At 67.3% G+C, this 19,431-nt stretch carries 17 protein-coding genes; 9 read left to right on the plus strand and 8 right to left on the minus strand.

Annotation, left to right across the window (positions count from 1 at the left end):
* Positions 1–33: 33 nt before the first annotated feature.
* Positions 34–2,340: a bifunctional diguanylate cyclase/phosphodiesterase gene (locus H536_RS0109185; RefSeq protein ID WP_024350193.1), complete on the plus strand. Its 2,307-nt coding sequence runs from the start codon at positions 34–36 to the stop codon at positions 2,338–2,340.
* Positions 2,341–2,423: 83 nt separating this feature from the next.
* Entirely contained in the window at positions 2,424–3,185 is a 762-nt protein-coding gene (locus tag H536_RS0109190; protein ID WP_024350194.1) for a class I SAM-dependent methyltransferase, read from the plus strand.
* A gap of 15 nt (positions 3,186–3,200) precedes the next feature.
* Here the strand turns inward: H536_RS0109190 and H536_RS24330 are convergent, their stop codons facing one another.
* The 5 genes from H536_RS24330 to H536_RS0109215 all read right to left on the minus strand — a co-directional run bounded on the left by H536_RS24330 (position 3,201) and on the right by H536_RS0109215 (position 7,582).
* On the minus strand, positions 3,201–3,341 hold the full coding sequence (locus tag H536_RS24330) for a hypothetical protein (protein WP_155898442.1): 141 nt from the start codon (positions 3,339–3,341) through the stop codon (positions 3,201–3,203).
* Positions 3,342–3,555: 214 nt separating this feature from the next.
* Positions 3,556–4,527, minus strand: a complete 972-nt coding sequence (locus tag H536_RS0109200) for a tripartite tricarboxylate transporter substrate binding protein (protein WP_035694841.1) — start codon at positions 4,525–4,527, stop codon at positions 3,556–3,558.
* A 183-nt stretch (positions 4,528–4,710) separates the two neighbouring features.
* The gene (locus H536_RS0109205; RefSeq protein ID WP_024350196.1) at positions 4,711–5,988 is read right to left on the minus strand and encodes a GGDEF domain-containing protein; all 1,278 of its coding nucleotides are present in this window, start codon (positions 5,986–5,988) and stop codon (positions 4,711–4,713) included.
* Positions 5,985–6,350 (minus strand): Hpt domain-containing protein, encoded by a 366-nt coding sequence (locus H536_RS0109210; protein ID WP_024350197.1) that lies wholly within the window; start codon positions 6,348–6,350, stop codon positions 5,985–5,987. The genes H536_RS0109205 and H536_RS0109210 overlap by 4 nt, the downstream gene beginning before the upstream one ends.
* Positions 6,347–7,582 carry a GGDEF domain-containing response regulator gene (locus H536_RS0109215; RefSeq protein ID WP_024350198.1) on the minus strand — a complete coding sequence of 412 codons (1,236 nt, stop codon included), beginning with the start codon at positions 7,580–7,582 and terminating at the stop codon, positions 6,347–6,349. Before H536_RS0109215 ends, H536_RS0109210 begins: the two co-directional genes overlap by 4 nt.
* 254 nt (positions 7,583–7,836) lie before the next feature.
* Between H536_RS0109215 and H536_RS0109220 the strand changes: the two genes are divergently transcribed.
* Positions 7,837–8,211 carry a response regulator gene (locus H536_RS0109220; RefSeq protein ID WP_029702955.1) on the plus strand — a complete coding sequence of 125 codons (375 nt, stop codon included), beginning with the start codon at positions 7,837–7,839 and terminating at the stop codon, positions 8,209–8,211.
* Positions 8,212–8,383: 172 nt separating this feature from the next.
* Positions 8,384–12,274: a PAS domain S-box protein gene (locus tag H536_RS23220; protein ID WP_024350200.1), complete on the plus strand. Its 3,891-nt coding sequence runs from the start codon at positions 8,384–8,386 to the stop codon at positions 12,272–12,274.
* 42 nt (positions 12,275–12,316) lie between these two features.
* Here the strand turns inward: H536_RS23220 and H536_RS0109230 are convergent, their stop codons facing one another.
* Positions 12,317–14,722 carry an ATP-binding protein gene (locus tag H536_RS0109230; protein WP_024350201.1) on the minus strand — a complete coding sequence of 802 codons (2,406 nt, stop codon included), beginning with the start codon at positions 14,720–14,722 and terminating at the stop codon, positions 12,317–12,319.
* On the opposite strand from H536_RS0109230, the gene H536_RS24335 reads away from it, so the two are divergent.
* From H536_RS24335 to H536_RS0109245, 4 genes are read left to right on the plus strand one after another with little or no spacing between them, the layout of a single operon-like run.
* On the plus strand, positions 14,721–15,035 hold the full coding sequence (locus H536_RS24335) for a hypothetical protein (RefSeq protein ID WP_155898443.1): 315 nt from the start codon (positions 14,721–14,723) through the stop codon (positions 15,033–15,035). The two genes, H536_RS0109230 and H536_RS24335, sit on opposite strands and share 2 nt — an antisense overlap.
* Positions 15,025–15,345 carry an ArsR/SmtB family transcription factor gene (locus H536_RS0109235; protein WP_024350202.1) on the plus strand — a complete coding sequence of 107 codons (321 nt, stop codon included), beginning with the start codon at positions 15,025–15,027 and terminating at the stop codon, positions 15,343–15,345. Before H536_RS24335 ends, H536_RS0109235 begins: the two co-directional genes overlap by 11 nt.
* Positions 15,342–15,806 carry an SRPBCC family protein gene (locus H536_RS0109240; protein ID WP_024350203.1) on the plus strand — a complete coding sequence of 155 codons (465 nt, stop codon included), beginning with the start codon at positions 15,342–15,344 and terminating at the stop codon, positions 15,804–15,806. The genes H536_RS0109235 and H536_RS0109240 overlap by 4 nt, the downstream gene beginning before the upstream one ends.
* 38 nt (positions 15,807–15,844) lie before the next feature.
* Positions 15,845–16,261 (plus strand): GFA family protein, encoded by a 417-nt coding sequence (locus H536_RS0109245; protein ID WP_024350204.1) that lies wholly within the window; start codon positions 15,845–15,847, stop codon positions 16,259–16,261.
* A 94-nt stretch (positions 16,262–16,355) separates the two neighbouring features.
* On the opposite strand, the gene H536_RS0109250 is transcribed toward H536_RS0109245, so the two are convergent.
* Entirely contained in the window at positions 16,356–17,183 is an 828-nt protein-coding gene (locus tag H536_RS0109250) for a phosphogluconate dehydrogenase C-terminal domain-containing protein (protein ID WP_024350205.1), read from the minus strand.
* 106 nt (positions 17,184–17,289) lie between these two features.
* On the opposite strand from H536_RS0109250, the gene H536_RS0109255 reads away from it, so the two are divergent.
* Positions 17,290–18,660 (plus strand): four-carbon acid sugar kinase family protein, encoded by a 1,371-nt coding sequence (locus H536_RS0109255; protein ID WP_024350206.1) that lies wholly within the window; start codon positions 17,290–17,292, stop codon positions 18,658–18,660.
* Positions 18,661–18,684: 24 nt separating this feature from the next.
* Here the strand turns inward: H536_RS0109255 and nanR are convergent, their stop codons facing one another.
* Complete coding sequence (nanR, locus tag H536_RS0109260; RefSeq protein ID WP_024350207.1) at positions 18,685–19,431, minus strand: transcriptional regulator NanR; 747 nt, start codon at positions 19,429–19,431, stop codon at positions 18,685–18,687.

Here is a 19,431-nt window from a genome sequence, read left to right on the forward strand (position 1 = left end):
CGCCCCTAAGCCAAAGGGGAAAGCGAGATTGAGATGCGTGACATCCCGAAGAAAAGTGAGGCTCGCCCCCGGCCCAATCTGCGTCGCCTCGCGCAGGTTGTCGGCGGCACCGTGGCCGTGGCCAGCGCCCTGTTGATCTGTGTCATCGTGTATACGGGCATCAAGGCGAACCGCACCGAGGTCCAGGCCGAAAGGGCCAGGATCGAGAATGCGCTGAACCAGAGCGTTGCCCGGACCCTCGACCAGCAGAAGAGCGTCGCCTGGTGGGACGATGCCGTCCGATTGATCGTCGATACGCCCGATCTCGGTTTCATCGACAGCAATTTCGGCATCTTCCTGACCGAGACCTACGGGCACGACGAGGTCTACATCGTCGATTCCCAGAACAAGCCGGTCTACGCCTATCGCGACCAGGGGCGGCAGGAGCCCGATGCCTTCGAGGCCCGGCGGCAGGAAGTGCTGCAGGTGCTGACGGCGACGCGCACCGGCGGCAATGCAGGCCTGGCCGAGCGCGACGACTTCTTCTCCGAGCGCCAGAAGCACTACGAGGTGCTGAAGAAGGTGCTGGGCGTCGCGTCCTGGCAAGGCGCGATCCTGACCGTCGACGAGAAACCGGCCATCGTGACCGCCATCACGATCGTCCCGAATGTCGACATGACGCTGTTGCGCCAGCCGCCTTACGTCCTTCTGAGCGTGGACTGGATCGACGCCGACTTCCTGCAGCAGCTCAGCCAGTTCCTGCTGATCCCGGACATCACCCTCGCGGCGGCTGAGAGCACCGGGGCCGCGACCATCTCGGAGGCCTTTGTCACCGACGACAATCGCTCCACCGGATATCTGAACTGGACCACGAAGCGACCGGGCCAGCCGCTCCTGACGATCGTGCTGCCGCTGGTCGCCGTTGCCGTGATCGGCCTCAGCCTTTTGTGCGCCGTCATGCTGCGCCGGCTGATCCGGGCATCGAACGAGCTGTCGGCCCGCGAAGCCGCCGCCCGCTACGAGGCCGCCCACGATTCCCTGTCCAAGCTGCCCAACCGGCCGGCCTTCGTCTTCGCCGCCAATCAGGCCCTCGACGGGCTCCAGGAGCGGGGCCGGGGCGGCAGCATGACCATCGGCTATCTCGACGTCGACCGCTTCAAGGACATCAACGATACGCTCGGCCATCATATCGGCGACGGGCTGATCAAGGCGTTCGGCGAGCGACTGCGCCAGCATCTGGGGCCGCACGATTTCCTCGCCCGCTTCGGCGGCGACGAATTCGCGATCTTCCGGTCGCGCAAGGGTGTCAGCTTCGCCAAGCCGCTGGCCTCGCTCGTCGTCGAGGCGTTCCAGCAGCCCTTGCTGATCGAAGGTCACGAGATCACCGTCACCGCCTCGCTGGGCCTCGCGCAGTTCCCGGAGCACGGGGCCTCCATCGAGGACCTGATGCGCCATGCCGACATCGCGCTCTACGAGGCCAAGCGTCTCGGCCGCGGGCATGCGGCGTGGTTCACGACCCAGATGGCGGCGAGCCTGCGCCAGAAGCGCGAGATCGAGATGGATCTTCTCGAGGCGCTGAACGGCGAACAGTTCGACCTTCACTACCAGCCGATCATCTCGGCCCGTTCCAACCGGATCGTCGCCGTCGAGGCGCTGTTGCGCTGGAAGCATCCGGTCAAGGGCATGATCAGCCCCAGCGTCTTCATTCCGATCGCCGAAGAGATCGGCCTGATGTCGAAGCTCGGCGACTGGGTGCTGAAACGCGCCATGACCTCGGCCGCGCTCTGGCCGGACATCGAAGTCACGATCAACCTCTCGCCGGCCCAGTTCTACCAGAGCGATCTGGAGATCCGGCTGCAGGAGCTGATCGCCGAGACCGGCGTCTCCCCGACGATGGTCACGCTGGAAATCACCGAAGGGCTGCTGCTCGAACCCTCGCCCCGCATCATGGCGACGCTGCAGGCGATCCGGGACCTTGGGTTCCAGATCGCGCTGGACGATTTCGGCACCGGCTTCTCCAGCCTGAGCTATCTGGTCGAATACCGCTTCGACAAGCTGAAGATCGACCGCAGCTTCGTCAGCGCGATCTCCCAGGCGGGGTCGGCCCAGACCGTGGTGCAGGCGGTCATCCGCCTCGGCCATGCGCTGGGCATGGAAGTGGTCGCCGAGGGCGTGGAAACCGTGACGGACAGCGTCACCATGCGCTTCTGGGGCAGCGATCACCTGCAGGGCTACTTCTTCTCGAGGCCACTGCCGGCCGACGAACTCATCGCCTTCATCGGCTCGTACAATTCCTCCAGCGTGGCGCTGCAGTTCGACGAGGCGAGCAATCTGCTTCAATCGAACGGCAGCCTCGGCTAAGGGCTGGTCGGCAAAGGCGGCGCCTGCGGTGCGAAAGCGCCGGCGCCTGCCATGGCAGGATCGACGAGCCGGGGGAGAACAGCGTGACGCCAGACAGGGACGGGCCGGCCGGGAACGCCAGCTACAGCTGGTCGGACTTCGATCCGGAATACTATTTCAACCATTATTACGGCGAGCCGCACGCCGATGACGAGGCGGTCATCCGGTCCGCCTGCGCCGCATTCAAGCGCGCCGAGCCCCTGGGCGGCAAGCTCGACATCGTCGATGTCGGCACCGGGCCGAACCTCTTTCCGCTGATGTGCGCGGCGCCGCGGGCAAGGCGGATCACGGCCTGGGAATATGCCGAAAGCAATGTCGGCTGGCTGCGGGCCGAACTGGCGGCGACGACCCTGCGCCCGCAATGGCAGCATTTCTGGCAGGTGGCGCAGGCCGCCTGTGAGCCGGAACTGTCCTTGCCCGACGATCCGCTGCCGATGCTGCGTGCGACCGCCGAGGTCCGGCGCGGATCGGTCTATGATCTGCCGGAACGCACATGGGACGCGGCCACCATGTTCTTCTGCGCCGAATCCATCACCGAGAAGCGCAGCGAGTTCGATCTGGCCTGCAACCGCTTCGCCCGCTGCGTGAAACCGGGCGGCAGCCTGATCGCGGCGTTCCTGGTTGGCTCGTCGGGCTATGCCGTGGCCGGCCGGCCGTTTCCGGTTCTCAACGTCTCGGAGGAAGACATTCTCGACGTCTTCGCGCCGCTGGCGACGGACATAAGGACCGAGCGGATCGGCATCGTCGAGGCGGAGATCCGCAGTGGCTATTCGGGCATGCTGTTCCTGACCGCCCGCGCGGTTTGACCGCCGCCGGCCGGCTCACATCATCGACAGGGCGACGAGGATCGCCAGAGCCCAGCCGACGACCATCGCGGCGCCACCCCAGGCGAGGATGGCGCGAGGCGTCATGGTCCCGGGGTTCGGGACACGGCCGAGTTCGCGCAGATGATCGAAGGGCATGAAGGACTGTCGTCAGGCGGCGGGACACGAAGTTACGGAGCGCCGCTCAAAAAGACGCATCCGTGTTTTCGTTCCGCCCGACAAATATCGGCGGCCAGTCTAAAGCTGTCGGTCGGCGTCCTCCCGCCAGTCCCGCTCAGCCCGGCGCGCCCATGGCCGCCGTCAGCGCGATCCCGGCCAGTCGCCCGGCCGGGATCGGTAACGGCCGAGCGCGTCAGTTCTTGGCCAGCCCCAGGCCTTCGAGAACCGATTTCGCCGTGACCGTGAAATCCGCCGCGAAGACGTCGAACTCGCCGGGCTCGTCCCAGACCGGCGTGATGCCCCGTTCCTTCAGCGCCGACTGGACCTCGGGACGGGCGTTGGCACGCGCTGCCGCCTGATAGAGGATGTCGCGAGCCTCGGCGTCGATCCCCCTGGGGGCGACCAGCGCGAACCAGTTGGCATAGGACCAGTCCTTGCCGATCGCCTCCCTGACGGTCGGCGCATCCGGGAAGGTCTCGGAACGCTCGTCCAGCATCACCGCGAGGGTGCGCACCCGGCCGGCCTCGAGGAGGCTCAACGCCTCGACCGGCGAGCCGGTGAACATCGTGATGCCGCCGGACATGACCTCCATAAGCGCCGGTGCGCCGCCCTGGCTCGGTACCCATTTCAGCTTCTGCGGGTCGATGTCGGCAGCAGCGAGAAGCCCGCCCGCGGCCACATGCCAGGATCCGCCGACGCCCGTTCCCGAGGACGAGTAGGTTCCCGCCGGCTCGCTGCGGATCGCCGCGATCAGTTGCTCCAGCGTCTCGAAGGGCGAATCCGCCGCCACGGTGACGCCGGCCGGGATGATCGCCAGCCGCGAGAACAGGTCGAGATCGTCGAGCGAGATGTCGGCCGTCCCGAGGGTACGGTAGAGGCCGATTTCCGGGCTGGCGGCGCCGAGCGTGTAGCCATCGGCCTCGGCATTGATAATGGCCGAGTGGCCGGTGATGCCGCCGCCACCGGTGCGGTTGATGACGTTGACCGGCACGCCGAGCTCTTCCTGGAAGCCAGCGGCGAAGGTGCGCACCACGGCGTCGGTGCCGCCGCCGGCCGCCCAGGGTACGATGATCGAGATCGGCCGATCGGGAAAGGCGTGTGCCGGCCCCGCGACGGCGAAAAGGCCGGCGATCAGACCGGCCACGGCGTTGACGAGCAGTTTCATGATGTCCTCCCAGACGGATCGCGCCGGTTCCCCCATGAAGTCCGGCGAACAATCAGTCTGGATGACCTTCGGGAATGACGAAAGCGCGTCAGGGTTGTTTCGGCTGCAAACGACCCGGCGCAGCAGGCTTCCGAGCCTGCTAAGCGAAGGCGGAGCCGCCGCGCCCTGCCGGTAGCGCCGCGGTCAGGCGCCGGTGATGCGGTTGCGCCCGGCGCGCTTGGCGCCGTAGAGCGCCGCGTCCGCTGCGGCGATCATCGCCGTGCTGTCGGTTCCCTCGCGGGTGCCCGCGATGCCGCCGCTGAAGGTTGCCCGGAACAAGGTGTCGTCGCCGGCATGGCCGATCTGCGAGAACCGTAGGCGGATCCGGTCGAGCACGGCCTGCGCCGCCGCAACCGGCGTGTCGAGCAGCAGCAGGCCGAATTCCTCGCCGCCATAACGGGCCACCACGTCGGTGCGCCGCAACCCGCCGACGAGACATTGCGACAGGGCCTGGATCACCCGGTCGCCGGTCTGGTGGCCATGGGTGTCGTTGACCTGCTTGAAATGATCGATGTCGATCAGCGCCACGGTCAGCGGCGCGCCGGTGCGCCGCGAGCGCTCCAGTTCCAGCGTCACCCGCTCCTTGAACCGGGCGTGGTTCAACAGGCCGGTCAGGCTGTCGCGCTCCATGATCTGGCGCAGCGCCAGCGCCCGCTCGGCCCGCATCCGCACGGTGGCCGCGAGATGGGCGAGGTCCACCGGCTTGCGGATGAAATCGTCACCGCCGATCTGGCGGGCCTGCGTCTGCGCGGCGATATCCCGCTCGGCCGACAGGAAGACGATCGGCAGGGGCAGGGTCTGGCGCGACTGGCGGATGATCTGCGCCAGTTCGAGGCCGCTGGCGCCCGGCATATGCATGTCGAGAAGGACGAGATCGGGGGTGACCTCGGCGATGTGCCGCAGCGCGTCGGCGGGATCGGTTACCACCCGCGCGTCCATGCCGGCCGCTTCCAGCGCCAGCGCGTAGCTTTCGGCAATCAGCTCGTCGTCGTCGACGATGAGGATCGACAGGCGCTGCTGGCGGTCGCCGCTGGTCTCGAAATCCGACAGCCACGCGCCGAGTTCGACCGTGTCGACGGGCGTGGCGATGATCGCTTCGATGCCGGCTCGCGCCACGGCGAGCCGCCGGGCGAAGGACGGCGCCGCTTCGGCCAGCACCACCCGCACCTGGTTCTTCAGGACACGGCTCAGCGCCAGATCGGGATCGTAAGCGCCGCACACGACCGCGGCGAGGCAGCCGTCCGGCACGCCTGAGCGGCCGTCCACGGCCTCATAGCCGAGGCCGGACAGGGCCAGCAGCAGGCCGGAGATACGGCCGTCATCGGCAAAGGCGCAGACGATCTGGCGCGCCGGGCCCTCATCCTGCCGGCGCATGGCGGTGTCGAGGTCGGAAACGGCGAGGGGGGCTGCCTGGGCGGTCATGCGCCGTCTCCTTCTGCCGGTTCGCCGACTGCGAGCCCGTCTGCGGCAAGATTGTCGCGGATGGCCGCGACGGTACCGCGAATGCGAGCGGCGAGCGCCATGTCGTCGGGATCGGCGGCGATGAAGTCTTCCAGCTCGGCGGCGCTTTTCGAGATGACGGCGAAGCCGAAGGTCCCGCCGGCACCGGCCAGCGAATGGGCGATGCGCCGCACTTCCTCGCGATCGGCGGGCGCGCCTTCGTCGGCCAGCCGTCCGGCCAGCGCGTCGAGCATCGCGACATGGGTGGCGGCGCGCCCGGCAAATTGTTCGCGCAGGCGCATCAGCCGGGCCTCGATGGCGGCGGTGTCGGGCTGTGCGCTCATGCGACGCCCACCACGAATTCGACGCCGATGTCGCGGCCGATCTGCCAGCGCGTGGTCACCCGTCGGGTGATCCCGGTTCCCACGATGGCGAGGTCGAATTCCGCCGGCACGGCGAAATAGCTGTCGACCCTCAGCCGCGCGCCCGAAGCGGTCAGGTCGCGGACATTGCAGTCGATGATGGTGCTGCGGCCGTTGATCAGGATCTTGGCCTGTCGCAGCACGCGCTGGCGTCGCTCCTTGCGGCGCTCCGTCGCCTGGGTGATCGGCGTCTGGCCCGACTGGGCTTCAGCCCGTGCGGCCGGGACAGCCTCCGCGTCGCCGGCGGTCGGCGTGCCCGAAAAGGCCGTCACGGTCGCGGCTTCGCCGGTGGGCGCAGGACGCGCTGCGGCGATCAGGCCGTCGCCCCTGGTCCCAGCGTCCGGGTGGAGCGCGACGCCGATCTGCGGCGTGAGATGGACCTGCGCCCGGTCGAGGGTGAAGCCCCGGGTCAGCGCCTGCCGCAGGCGCTGGACCATCGTGTCCACATCCGCCAGGGCCGCCGGCCGGTCGACGATGATGACGAAGCCGTCCTCACCGAGATGGCCGGCGATGTCGCCGGCGGACAGTTGGCTGCGCAGTTCGGCGGCGAAGGCGTTCGACAGCCGCTGGCCGGCCATGTAGCCGAGCTCGGCGCGCACGGTGGCGAGTTCACGGATGTCGATGACGATGACCGCGAAGCGCCGGGCCGCGCCGGGTGCTGTGAAGTCGGCCAGCCGCGCCTGCATGAAGCGCTGGTCGTAGAGGCCGGTGGTGGCGTTGAATTCCAGTCGTTCCTGCAGCGCTTCGGTCCGGGCCCGGGCGCCCTGTGCGGCCTCGTGCCGGTCGACCGCGCCGCGCACGGCGCCGACCAGCTCGGTGACCTTCAGGTCCCGCTTCGAGACATAGTCGCTGAAGCCGCTGCGGAAGGCCTTGACCGCGGTCCGTTCGCTGCCGCCGCCGGTCAGCATGACGATGGGAGGCGGGTCCGACAGCATGGCATTGACGCGTTCGGCAACGGACAGGCCGTTGTTCTGTCCGAGGTCGTAATCCATGAGAATGCAGTCGAACGGCTCGGTGCCGAGGGTGTCGAACAGCGCGGTTTCCGATTCCAGACAGGTGACCCGCATCCCGCCCTGCAGGGCAAGAAGATTGGAGACATAGTCGAGGAAGAGCGGGTCGTCGTCTACGACGGCGAGGCCGATGTCGCGGTCCATATGCTATCCGTCCATTTGCCTGCACCTTGGACATTGCCCAAGGGTGGGTGTTGCGCCGGATAGTCCGGGATCGGCGTTAAGGATGGATTGATAGCGCTTTGAATCCAGATGGTTACGAATAAGAGCGTTGCACCGCCAACCCGCTTTTCGACATCGTGGCGCTTTCGTGCCATTGCGGGCAGGGCGCCGTCCGCAGCCCTCGCGAGGGGCCGGGCATGCGCCGTACCGGAGACTGTCAGGACAGGAAGATATCCATGACGACCCATCGCATTCTCCATGTCGACGACGAGGCTGACATCCGGGAAATCGCCGTGATGTGTCTCGAACTGGAGCCGAGCTTCGAGGTCCGCGGCGCGAGCTCGGGCGCCGAAGCCCTGGCGGTGGCCAGCGAGTGGGTGCCCGATCTCATGCTGCTCGACGTGATGATGCCGGGCATGGACGGCCCGGAGACACTGCGACGCCTGCGCGAAGACGCGCGCACCGCCGAGGTGCCGGTGGTCTTCATGACCGCCCGCACGCAATCGGCCGATGTCGAGCGCTTTCTGGGTCTCGGCGCCCTCGGCGTGATCCCCAAGCCGTTCGATCCGATGGCGCTGGCCGGCGAGGCCCGCAGCTACCTGGACCGCTGACCGGTCTGCCGGAACACGGCCGATCGTGCCGACGGACGGGGGTAGGGAACTGCCGACTTGTCGCAGGGCGCAATCTCGTCGCGTCAGCTTAAGCTATTCTCAAAGGAAAGACGGAATGCTCGCCTAGCATTGCCCGGTCGACACTTGCCGTCCGGTGCGCGGGGATACTGTCATGACCGGCCTGCACCGTCTTACCCAGCTCTATCCGATCCGTCTGGCGATCGTGATCATTCTCTATGGCCTGGCGGGCTGGCTGGGGCTGCTCCTCGCCGTACCACCGGGCTACGCGACGGTTCTGTGGCCCGCCTCGGGTATCGCCGTGGCGGCGCTGCTGCTCTACGGAGCCGGCCTCTGGCCGGGCGTGCTGCTCGGCTCGCTGATCGTCAATCTGAGCGCCGGGCATGCGGCCGCGCCGGACGGGATCGCGGCGACCGGCATCGCCGTCGCGGTCGCGATCGCGGTCGGTTCGACCATCCAGGCGCTGGTCGCGGCCGGCCTCGTGCGCCGCGTCTTCGGCGTGCCGGTCAATCTGTCGAGCCGCCGCGATCTGGTCCTCTTTGCGCTGTGTGCCGGGCCGCTGCCGTGCCTCGTCGCCGCCTCGATCGGCGTTGGCTCGCTCTATTTCGCCGGCCTCGTTGCCCCGGAGGCGCTGGCCCGCAACTGGTTCACATGGTGGTTCGGCGATGTCGCCGGCGTGCTGATCGTCCTGCCGCTCGCGCTGGTCGCGCCCTGGCGGAACTGGAGCCTGCGCTGGTCGGGGCAGCCGGTCACGCGTTTCACCGCGCCGTCGCTGCTGGCGCTGATCGTCCCGCTTGCCCTGACCCTCTACGCCTGGAAGATGACGACGGAGATTTCCGAACAGAAGAACCAGGCGTCCTTCGCGGTGCTGGCCGAAGACAGCCTTCAGGCGCTGTTGCACCGCATCTCCTCCTACAAGCAGAGCCTCGACGGCGGTTCGGGCCTGTTCCTGGCCTCCGCATCGACCACCGCGCAGGAGTGGGAGACCTTCGTCGAGGCCCTGAACATCGAGGAGAATCTGCCCGGCATCAACGGCATCGGCTTCATCCAGCCGGTCGGCCTGGGCGGCCTGCAGAGCTTCCTCGACCAGGCGTTCCGCGACGGGGTGGGGCCGATGCAGGTGCATCCCGACACGCCGGCACCGGCAAGGTTCGTCATCAAATATATCGAACCGCGCGATCGCAACCTGAAGGCCCTCGGGCTCAACATCGCCTTCGAAACCAATCGCTACGAAGCAGCGGTGCGAGCCCGCGACACCGGCGAAGCGGTGATCACCCGCCGGATCTTCCTGGTGCAGGACACCACAAAGAGCGCCGGCTTCCTGCTGCTGCGCCCGCTCTACGCCAATGGCCGGCCGCTGCGCAGCATCACCGAGCGGCGCCGCGCCTTTCTCGGCTGGGTCTATGCGCCCTTCATCGCGCCGCTGTTCATGGACAATCTCACCGCAAGCCAGGGCGTCGGCGTCGATCTCAGCGTCTATGACGGCGGCACGGCCGATCCCGAACAGCTGATCTATTCCAGCAAGGCCGCCGGGTCCGGGGGGCACGAGCCCGCCTACCGGGTCAAGAAGGTGCTGCCGGTCATGGGGCAGCAATGGACGGTCTCCTGGCAGAGCACGCCCGATTTCGAGACGAGCGTCGCCAGCAACGAGGCGACGCTGATCCTGGTCGGCGGCATGCTGCTGACGGTGCTGTTCGGCGCGCTCTTGTACTCCCACGCCCGCCGCGAGGAATCGATCCGCAACACCGTCGAGATGAAGACCCACGCCATCGCCGCGCGCGAACGCGAGAACCGCGCGATCGTCGACACCGCCGTGGTCGGCTTCATCGTCCTCGACAGCGCCGGCCATATCCTGTCGGTCAACCGCGCCGTGGAGGCGATCTTCGGTCACACCGCCGACGAGATCCGCGACCGGCACGTGGAGACCATCCTCAGCTACGATGCCATCACCGCCGTCACGCTCGCCACGGCGGTCGGCGAGGGCGAGCCCGCGTCGGATTCGCCGGTGGTCATCAGGACCCGCAGCAAGGCCGGCAAGCGCCTGTATCTCGACGTGCAGCGCAACGACTGGTCGACCGAATCCGGCGACCTGCGCCATACGCTGATCATCCGGGACGTGACGGCGCAGCGTCTGGCGGTCGAAGCGCTGGAGGCGAACGAGCGCCGCTGGAACCATGCGCTTGAAGGAGCCGGCATCGGCGTCTTCGACATCGACTTCCGCCGCGGGCAGTCCTTCGTCTCCGACACCTGGAAACAGATGCTGGGCTTTTCGCCCAACGACGACATCGAGCCGCGGGCCGAATGGCTGGCCCGCATCCATCCCGAGGATCTTCCGGCCCTCAAGGCGGTCGAAGACGCCTATTACGACACCGGGACCTTCCGGTCGGAGGCGGAATACCGGATCCGCCGCAAGGACAATGTCTGGATCTGGCTGCGCTCGGATTCCATCGTCATCGAGCGCGACAAGGCCGGCAAGCCGATGCGGGTGATCGGCACGCAGTCGGAGATCACCGAGCTGAAAACCGCCGAGGCGGCCCTGCGCTCCAGCGAGGAGCGGGTGCGTCTCGCCCTGCGCGACGCGCCGGTGGGCATGGCCATGCTCGATCTGAACGGTGGCTGGATCAGGGTCAACCAGGCGCTCTGCGCCTTCCTGGGCTACAGCGAGGACGAGCTTCTGGAGCGCGATCTGGCCGCCGTGACCCATCCCGACGACGTCGGGATCGACCACGAGCAGATGGCGCAGATGATCGCCCAGACGCTGCCGACCTACCAGGTCGAGAAGCGCTTCCTGCATCGCGACGGCCGCGCGCTCTGGTGCCTGTTCAGCGTGTCGCTGGTGCATGACCACGACGGCCAGGCCTATCTCGTCTCCCACGTCCAGGACATCAACGACCGCAAGGAGATGGACCGTCTGAAGAACGAGTTCGTCGCCACGGTCAGCCACGAGCTGCGCACGCCGCTGACCTCGATCCGCGGTTCGCTCGGCCTGATCCAGGGCGTGATGGCCAAGGACGTTCCGCCGGCCGCGACGCGTCTCCTGACCATCGCAGTCGCCAATTGCGAGCGGCTGGTCGCGCTGATCAACGACATTCTCGATCTGGAGAAGATCACCGCCGGGATGATGGCCTTCGAGACCGTCCTCGTCGATCCGAACGCGGCGGTCACCCAGGCGATCGAAGCCAACCAGCCCTATTTCGAGCGCTTCGGCGTCTCCGTGGCGTTCACCGCGACAGGCGAGGGGGAGGCGTGGATCCCGGTCGATCCGGCCCGCTTCCAGCAGGTTCTGGCCAATCTCCTGTCCAACGCCGCGAAATTCTCGCCGCAGGGGGGCGTCATCGACGTGGCGATCGAGCCGATCGACGGCGCGATCCGGATCTCGGTCACGGACCATGGCACCGGCATCCCCGCCGAGTTCCAGTCGCGCATCTTCGACCGCTTCACCCAGGCCGATTCCTCGGCCACCCGCGAGAAGGGCGGCACCGGGCTCGGCCTGCACATCACACGCCAGATCATCGAGACGATGGGCGGGACGATCGACTTCGCCAATGTCCCGGGGGCGGGCGCGCGGTTCTGGATCGACATGCCATGCCAGGCAGCCGAGCCGGCGGCCCTGCCGCCCGGTCGGTCGGAGGCGGAAGCCGCGTATGACGGGCCGCGCGGCCTGCCGGTCGGCCTGCATCTGGAGGACGACGGCGACTTCGTCGAGATCCTGTCGGCAATGCTGCGCGGCAAGGTGGAACTCGTCAGCGCCGGCAGCCTCGCCGAGGCACGGCAGGCGCTGAAGGACCGGCATTTCGATTTCGCAGTGCTCGACCTGACGCTGCCCGACGGCCACGGACTGGCGTTTCTCGACGAGCTCAGCCGCACCGACGGCGGGCGCGTGCCGACCCTCGTCCTGTCGGCCGCCGACGTGATGATCGACGACGACCGGGTCGACGAGATCCTGGTGAAGTCGCGGGTGACCGAAACCCGCATCGTGGCGTCGATCCTGTCCTTGGCGAGCGGCGAGAGCGAAGCCCCGGAGCCGGGAAGGCTCAGGGCCTAGAACGCAGCCGGCGGGGCGTACGGCCCCGCAGCCGCGCGGCGATCAGGCGCCGCCGGATTGCGGCCCGCCTGGCAGGTAGCTGCGCACCAGCCGCGCCACGTCGAGCTCCGAGGAGCGGGTCTTGGTCAGGGTCGCATTGACGCGGCGAGGCAGGTTCGGATCGACCTCGTCGGCCGAGAAGATGATCACCGCGACGTCCGACGACAGGTCCGGCAACAAATCGAGGCCAGAGCCGTCCGGCAGGTTGATGTCGAGGATGACCAGCTCGAAGGGCTGCCGCGCCACCAGTTCGCGCGCCGCCTCCAGCGTGCGGGCAGAGGTGACGCAGACATCGCCGCCCAGCCCGCCGGCAAGCACTTCGGTGACGTCGCGATTGTCCTCGACATGCAGGATGCGCGGCCGGCTCTCGGGCGAGCGGATCGCCACGCGGTCCAGCGCGGCACGCAGCTTGGCCGTGTCGATCGGCTTGGCCAGCCAGTCGATGATGCCGACGGCCGATCCGTTCAGCGCTTCGCGGGTCTCGTCGGCCACGGCCGAGATGACCAGAACCGGCAGATCGGGATTGCGCGGCGACCGGCGGATCTCGTGGAAGAGCTCGATGCCGCTGTCACCGGCCAGCCGGATATCGAGCGTGACGGCAACATATTCGAAGTTGGACAGAAGCGTCCGCGCCGTCGCGATGCCCGGCGCGATGTCGCTGGCAAACCCCTGCGCGTCGAGATGGGCGGCCACGATCTCGGCGATATCCCGTTCGTCCTCGCAGACGAGAACGCGGGGCCGATGGTCGATGACACCGGCCGGATCGTTCTGCCGGGCGACCAGTTCGGGCAGGTCGACATGGAAGGTCGTGCCGGTATCGCCGGTATCGAAGCCGATCTTGCCGCCCAGCTTCTCGACGATCGTCTTGGCGATGCTGAGGCCGAGCCCCGTGCCGCCCTTCTGTCGATTGTCGGTGGCGTCGGCCTGTTCGAACTTGCCGAAAATGCGCTTGCGGAAGGATTCGGGGATGCCCTGGCCCTGGTCGGAGACCGACATGCGCACCCAGTCCTCGCCGAGCCGCGCGATCGTGACGGTGACGGTCCCGTCGACCGGCGAGAACTTGACCGCGTTGGAGAGGAAATTGGCGAAGACCTGATGCAGGCGGTTGGTGTCGGTCTTCGCCTCGATGTCGGGCGCCTCGTCGACGAGCCGGATGGTGACGCGGCGCTCGGGCATGTAGCTGGAACTGGCGGCGATCGCCTGTTCCAGGAGGGGGCGCAAGCGCGTTCGCTGCAGGTCGAACGGCATCTTGCCGGATTCCAGCTTCTCCAGATCGAGAATGTCGTTGATCAGCAGCACCAGCCGTTCGCTGTTGTTGTGGGCGATCTCGACCATGTGGGCGGCCTTGGGCGGCAATTCGCCGGTGACACCGGCGGTGATCAGGCCGAGCGAGCCGCGGATCGAGGTCAGCGGCGTACGCAGCTCGTGGCTGATCGTGGCGATGAACTCGTTCTTCACCGCGGCATTGCGCTTCTGCTCGGTGACGTCGCGATTATAGGTGATGATGCCGACGATCCGGCCCGTATGATCGCGGAACGGCGCCTTCAGCGTGTTGAGCCAGCCCTCGGAATCGTCCGGGAACACGGTCATCTGATCGGTCCGGATCGCCTTTCCGCTCTCCAGCATGGCGACCTCGTCGGCCCGAAAGCGCGTCGCCAGTTCGGGCGGGTAGAAATCGAAATCGGTCTTGCCGATCAGGTCGGCGGCACCGCGAACCCGCATCATCGTGGCGGTGGCCGGGTTTGCGGCGATGAACCGCCCGTCGACGTCCTTCACGTTGAGGCAGTCCGGAAGCTCCCGCACCATGGCGCGGTAGATGGCGTTGGTCGCCGACAATTCGCGGCGGCGTGCCTGCCATTGCAGGACGACGGCGATGAGCACGGCGCTGATGAAGGTCAGCACCAGCAAGGGTACGCCGGTGCGGGCGAGAAGCGACAGCCGCAGATCGGCCGGGATCGCCAGGAACGCCACCAGCCGGCCGAAGGCCACCGCCAGGCCGAAGACCAGGATGACGCTGATCGTGCGCGGACGCGTGCGTGTCCACCAATAGGCGGCCAGTCCGACGACGATGGTGATGACGATGTCCGCGACGCCGGCCATGGCGCCCGCGCCACCCAGATACACGCGGTAGAACAGGGCAGCGACGCCGGCGATGATGACCGCCGGCAGCCCGCCGAAGAAGCCGGCGGCGGCGACCAGCGGCGCCCGCAGATCGATCACGAAGCCGGCGATCAACGGCTGCGCCGAGGCCATGGAGACGACGGCGCCAATGCCGAGAATCAGCCCGAGCAGCAGGGACTGGATCTTCGGCGACAGCCGGGTCGTCCATTCGGTGACGAAATCCCACGCGAGCACGAGAATCGAAACAAGCGCCAGATTGGCGAAGAGGGATTGCCAGAGAGGGGTCATGCTGCTCGCAGTCTGCCGATCCGGGCCGAATGTGAAGCGCCCTCGATCTATCTGGCGCAGCGGTACCACAAGCACGGCGATTTCGGCAAAGACGGTTCACCAATCCCTTCACGCCGACCGGGCAGGACCTGTTGCCGCCCCGCCTCGTGCGACATTGCCGGTCGCAGAATGGCTGCGAGCGTTGCCTTTCCGTGACACACCCGACAAGGCGCGGCGCCGCGATATGCAGGTAAAAACCTGTCTGTCTTTACATGCAGGTAAAAAACTGCATATCATGGGCCGTCAGCATGGAAATGAGATCGATGGACGATGACAAGGTCTTCAAGGCGCTCGGCGATCCGACCCGCCGAAAGCTGCTGGACCGCCTTTGCGAAGAGAATGGCCAGACCCTCGGGCAGCTCTGCCTGAATCTCGAGATGGCTCGCCAGTCGGCCACGCAGCATCTGGGAATCCTGGAGGCGGCCAATCTCGTGAGCACCGTCAAACGCGGGCGGGAGAAGCGGCACTTCATCAATCCGGTGCCGCTGCACGACATCTACGAGCGCTGGGTGCGCAAGTTCGAAACGCACCGGCTCACCCTGTTGCACGACCTGAAGAACGAACTCGAAGGAGAACGGAAATGACGCAGGACAGGACCAGTTTTGTCTACATTACCTACATCGCTTCGACGCCGGAGAAGGTTTTCGAGGCGATCACCCGGCCGGATGTCGCGCGGCTCTACTGGGGCCACGAGAATGTCTCCGAATGGACCCCGGGTTCCACCTGGCGGCATGTCCGCGACAATGACGAGCGGCCGGTGGAGATCGTCGGCAAGGTGGTCGAGAGCGCGCCGCCGCACCGTCTGGTCATGACCTGGACCGGTGCGTCCCAGGCATCCGACCCGGACAGCTACAGCCGGGTGACATTCCAGATCGAGCCGAACGATCACGGCGTCCGGCTGAGCGTCAGCCATGACGACCTGCAGGTCGGCAGCGGCATGGCCGCCGGGGTCAGCAAGGGTTGGCCGCTCGTCCTGTCCAGCCTGAAATCCTATCTGGAAACGGGCCGGGGCTTCGATCTGTCCGGCAGGGCGAGGGCCGCCTGACGCGGCGCGGAGCGCTGCGCTTTTCGAGGATACGGAAGATGTCTGAAGCCTATACCGGCGGATGCGCCTGTGGCGCGATCCGCTACGAAAAGGCCGGCGTACCGATCGCCGCGCTTCATTGCCAGTGCCGCCAATGCCAGCAGCGCAGCGGCACCGGCCATGCGTCCTACGTGGTTCTTGACCGGCGCGAGGACCTGATCGTCCAGGGTGAGCTGAAGTCCTGGCCGGTCGCCGGTGACAGCGGCAACGTCAAGCACAACGCCTTCTGCCCGATCTGCGGCTCGCCTGTTTTCGTGACGTTCGAGGCGATGCCCGAAATGATCGCGATCCATGTCGGCAGTCTCGACGACCCGAGCTGCTTCCATCCGGGCATGGTGACCTATGCGGCCCGCGCCCAGCAATGGGACCGGGTCGGTCCGGGCCTGAAGAGCTTTGCCGAGATGCCGCCGGGCTAGACGGCAGACGAAGCGCGGGCAGCGTCGATCACAAACGAAACGGGCGCGTCCTGCGACGCGCCCGTTTCCTGTCAGGTCGATGAAGCGTCGTGCCTCAGGTGATGCGCTGGATGCTTGCGGCGATCTCGTCGCGGTCGAAGACGCGCTTCCAGTCGTCGCGCATCAGCATCGGCTTGCCGAATTCGATGGCCTTGTTGCAGGCGTCGGAGAACACGCCGTCGACCTCGTCGAAGATCACCGCGCCGAGGATGTTCATGTGGCCGAGCAGGAAGTCGCGGGCGCAATCATGCGGCACGCCCTTCTTGACCACTTCGTCCATGGCTTCGCGCATGACCACCAGCAGCGAGGCGCAGACCGTCTCCGACAGGCCCGGCTCCAGATAGGCCATCTGCTCGACGGTCACCTGGTAGGTGCGGGCCACCGGCGCGTAGATGGCGCGGGCGACCTTGTCGCCGATCTCGTAATGCTCCTGCGGGCCCTGCATCAGCGCGTTGACGACGCCCTGCTGGGCCGCGACGCCGCCGAAATGGTCCTTGCGGCCGGCCTCGGTCTCTTCGTTGTGGAAGATCGGCGGATGGCAGGGATGGGTGACGAAATAGGTGATGTCGGCCCGCTCCGGGAGATGGCCGGCGAAGGGCGCCGCGGCATCGAGCACGACGACGATGGTGCCCGGCGCGACCTTCGGAACCACCAGTGACGCGACCTTGCCGATCACCGTGTCCGGTACGGCGAGGATCACCACGTCGGCGCCGTCCAGTCCGGTCTCCTGGTCGACGCAATCGACGCCGATCGCATCCTTCAGGCGCTCCTGGCCCTTCGGGTCGACCTCGATATGGCGGACGTCGAAATCCGATTTCGCCAGATTGCGGGAAAGACGGACACCCATTTTGCCGCCTGCGCCGAACAGCGCCACAGTGGTCATTGCCTACACTCCTCCGAGGTCCGACGGGACCTTTCCTAAACTGGTATGATGAGATAATAATAGGACCGAAATGTCAACGCCCGCCACGGGCCTTCGAGGTAGCTTCATGCAAGAGACAGAGCCCGTCACGCCTTGGGTGACGTGGTACGGCGACGACTTCACCGGATCGGCCGCCGTGATGGAAGCGCTGGCCTTCGCGGGCGTGCCGACCGTTCTGTTCAGCGACGTGCCGGACGCCGAACTGCTTGCCCGCTTCAGCGCCTGCCGGGCGATCGGCATCGCGTCCACCGCGCGCAGCCACGGCCCGGAGTGGATGGCGGAGCACATGCCGGCGCCGCTGCAGTTCCTGCACGATCTCGGCGCGCCGCTGCTGCACTACAAGGTCTGCTCGACCTTCGATTCCTCGCCGCAGACCGGCAATATCGGCAAGGCGATCGATCTCGGCCTCGCCATTCGTCCGGCCGACGCGGTGCCGATCCTGACCGCCGCGCCGCAGATGCGCCGCTACCAGGCCTTCGGCCATCTCTTCGCCGGCACCTTCGACGGCGTCTACCGGCTCGACCGGCATCCGGTGATGTCGGACCATCCGGTCACGCCGATGCACGAGGCCGATCTCCTGAAGCATCTGGCCGAGCAGACGTCGCTGCCCTCGGCGCTGATCGACCTGGAGGCACTGTGGTCCGGCCCGCAGCCGCGGCTGGAGGCGGCCCTGCGCGACGGTGCGCGGCTCCTGTCGATCGATTCGATGGAGCCGGCGAGCGAGACGGCGGCAGGCCGGCTTCTGTGGGAAAACCGCGACCGGCTCGGCTTCGTGGTCGGCAGCCAGGGCATCGAATTCGCGCTGCTGCGCCACTGGCTGGAGATCGGCCTGATCGCCCCGGCCGAACCGGCCGGCAGCGCCGGGCGCGTCGACCGGATCGCCGTGATCTCGGGATCGGTGTCGCCGATGACCGGCGCGCAGCTCACCTGGGCCGCCGCCAACGGTTTTGCGCTGCTGCCCTTCGACGCGACGCGCGTCTGCGGTTCGCCGGCGGACCTTGCGGCGGAGGAAGACCGGCTCGTCGCGGCGGCCTGCGAGGCGGCCGCAGATGGCGCCAGCCCGCTGGTCCATTCGGCGCTCGGCAACCAGGACAAGGCGGTCGCGGCCTTCCGGTCGACGGTTTCGCAGAGCGGCCTGACCATCGAGATCGCCAACCGGCGCATCGGTGAGGCCCTCGGCCGGATCCTCGACCGGACGCTGAGCGAGACCGGGATCCGCCGCGCCGTCATCTCGGGCGGCGACACGTCGGGTCACGGCATGCGGCAACTGGGTCTCGACGCGCTGGTCGCCTGCGCGCCGACGATTCCGGGCGCGTCGCTGTCCACCGCCTATGGCAAGGGCGCCCATGACGGGCTGCAGATTGCCCTGAAGGGCGGCCAGATGGGCTCGGAGGATTTCTTCGGCTGGATCAGGGACGGCGGCGGCCCGCGCGGCTGAACCCCAGTCACCGGGCCCGGGCGATCAGCGCGGCGGCGTCTCGCCGTCGCCGAAGCTGTAGAAGTCGAGCGACCGGTTGAGATGGCCGCGCATGGTCTCCACCGCCTTGTCGGGATCGTGCGCGGCGATCACGTCGACGATGCAGTCGTGCTCGGTCAGGGTGATCTCCTCGTTGTTCGACCAGTGCAGCAGCGAGGTGTGGTACTGGAACAGCCAGCGCAGCATGGCGACCGAGACGGCCGAGATGATCGGGTTGGCGACGATGTCGGCGATGCGCGTGTGGAACGCCATGTCGACCTCGATGAACGGCACCGGGTCGCCACCGAGGAGCGAGCGCTGGCGCTGCACCAGTTCGCGCAGTTCTGCGACATCGGCGTCGGTGGCGTTCTCGGCGGCCACTCGGACGATGCCGAGCTCGAACATGCGCCGCGCCTGTTTCAGATGCTCCAGGTTCGACGGCACCGCGTTGAGCAGCAGGCGGGCAATCTCGTCGGTCTGGTCGAGAACCGTGCCGGCAGTGATCTCGTTGACCCGGCTGCGCTCGCCATGGCTGATGGTGATCAGACCGGCATTGTGCAGCGATTGCAGCGCTTCGCGCACCGCCGGTCGGCCGACGCCGAAGCGCTCCATCAGGGCGCGCTCGGAGGGCATGTAGTCGCCGGCGCGCAATTCGCGCGACCGGATCATGTGGCGCAATTTGTCCAGCACCTGATCCGAGAGCTTGCGCCGGACGATCTTTTCGCCCTCCTGGCCTGAATCGAGCTGGAACAC

It is taken from the genome of Aurantimonas coralicida DSM 14790 (assembly GCF_000421645.1).
Lineage (GTDB): Bacteria > Pseudomonadota > Alphaproteobacteria > Rhizobiales > Rhizobiaceae > Aurantimonas > Aurantimonas coralicida.